The organism is bacterium, assembly GCA_030654305.1.
Taxonomy (GTDB): domain Bacteria; phylum Krumholzibacteriota; class Krumholzibacteriia; order LZORAL124-64-63; family LZORAL124-64-63; genus PNOJ01.
The window spans coordinates 1-1834 of sequence record JAURXS010000031.1; the positions used below are offsets into that span (position 1 = coordinate 1).

At 71.5% G+C, this 1834-nt stretch carries 3 protein-coding genes; all 3 read left to right on the forward strand.

Annotation, left to right across the window (positions count from 1 at the left end; all coding sequences use genetic code 11):
* The coding region (locus Q7W29_00745) for a HAMP domain-containing sensor histidine kinase (protein ID MDO9170342.1) at positions 1-688 on the forward strand (688 nt) is incomplete at its 5' end.
* Between the two features lie 2 nt (positions 689-690).
* Entirely contained in the window at positions 691-1164 is a 474-nt protein-coding gene (locus Q7W29_00750; protein ID MDO9170343.1) for a hypothetical protein, read from the forward strand.
* Between the two features lie 120 nt (positions 1165-1284).
* Positions 1285-1834 (forward strand): lipocalin family protein (locus Q7W29_00755; protein MDO9170344.1); only part of this gene is annotated, 550 nt, incomplete at its 3' end.

Consider the following 1834-nt stretch of genomic DNA (forward strand, 5'->3'; position numbering starts at 1 on the left):
GGCGGACAAGGCCAAGATCGACTTCTTCCGCTACGTCTCGCACGAGGTCAAGACCCCGGTGGTCACGGCCCAGAGCGCCGTGGAGGCGGTGCTGGCCGTCGCCGGCGCGGACATGGCCGAGAAGCCGCGGGACCTGCTGCGTCGCACGGTCGAGCGCCTGCGCCAGGCGACCGAGATCGTGCAGGGCCTGAGCGACCTGACGCGCGGCCCGCTGCACCAGGGCCAGGACGTGCGCGACGTGAACCTCAACCGGGTCGTCGCCGCCCTGCTGGACGGCCAGCAGTCGCTGATCGAGTCGCGGGGGCTGCGCGTCGAGGCCCGCCTGCCGGCCGAGGACGTGCTGCTGCGGGCCAGCGAGACCATGGTCGAGAAGGTCCTGGGCAACCTGGTCAGCAACGCGGTGCGCTACAACCGCGACGGCGGCCGCCTGATCGTGGAAATGCACGACCTGGGCGACGCCGTGCGCGTGTCCGTGGCCGACGAGGGCATCGGCATCAGGACCGAGGACCTCGGGCGCATCTTCGACGAGTTCTACCGCACGCCCGAGGCCAAGGCGGCCTCGTCGCTGGGGACGGGTCTGGGCCTGCCCATCGTCAAGCGGTTCATCGAGCAGATGGGCGGCGAGATCGCGGTGACCAGTGAGCCGGGACGCGGCAGCACCTTCACGGCGACCTTGAGGAGAACCTGAGCATGCGTACCGAGTGCGGCGGCCTCATCGAGAAGAGCGACCTGTGCCTGGTCGAGGTCCTGGCCTACCGCTGGCAGCCGGGCCGCTCCTGCCGGATCCTGGGTCTGTTCGCCGACGCCGGCATCCCGCTGTGCTACCTGACCATCGGCAACGGCGCCGACGGCCTGCGCAACCTCTCGCTCTGCGTCGCGCGCGAGCGCTACGACGCGACCAACGCGCTGCTGGAGACGATCCGCGCCGACCACCAGCCGAAGGCGCTCGACATCCGCGAGCCCGTCACGATCCTGACGCTCTACGGCCCCCACTTCTACGAGCGCATCGCGCTGGCCAGCGAGGTCTACCACGCGCTGTGCCGCGACGGCATCGACACGCTCTCGCTCGGCTCCTCGGTCAACAGCATCTCGGTGGTGGTCGCCGAGGCCGACGCCGCCGTCGCCAAGGCCAGCTTCCGCAAGCGCTTCATCTGGCCGGAGTGACGGTCGCCGGCCCGGCGGCCGGACATCCCGGCGGCTGGACATCCCGGCGTCTGGACATCCCTAGCGGCGCGGTCTCCGTTGTGGCATCATGTGGGTGAGCCCCTGTCCCGGAGGTATCCCGTGCGCTTCGTCCGCCTCGCCGCCCTCGCCGCCCTGCTCGCGCTGCCGGCCGCCGTCGCTTTCGCCGAGCGACCGGCGCGGGTCCCCTTCCGCCCCCGCGTGGTCGAACGCGTCGACCTGCCGCGCTACTGCGGCACCTGGCACGAGATCGCCCACATCCCCAACCGCTTCCAGAAGGGTTGCGGCTGCTGCGCCACGGCGACCTACGCCCTGCGCGCCGACGGCAAGCTGTCGGTGACCAACCGCTGCCGCAGGGCCGACGGCACCCTGGACGAGTTCACCGCCGAGGCGGAGGTGGTCGACACCCGCTCCAACGCCCGCCTGAAGCTGACGCCGTTCAAGATCCTCGGCCTCGCGCCGGTCAAGGCCGACTACTGGATCCTGGGCCTGGAGCCGGACTACCGCTGGGCCGTGGTCGGCGGACCCGATCGCAAGTACGGCTGGATCCTGGCGCGCGAGCCGCGGCTGACGCCGGCGCAGCGGGCCGAGATCGACATCCTGCTGGAGCGCCAGGGTTACGACCCGGCGGCCTTCACGGCCGGCGAGCAGC

What these genes read in the sequence shown, in the direction of transcription:
- Q7W29_00750 (MDO9170343.1), top strand. Translation starts at nt 691, where the DNA reads ATGCGTACCGAGTGCGGCGGCCTCATCGAGAAGAGCGACCTGTGCCTG.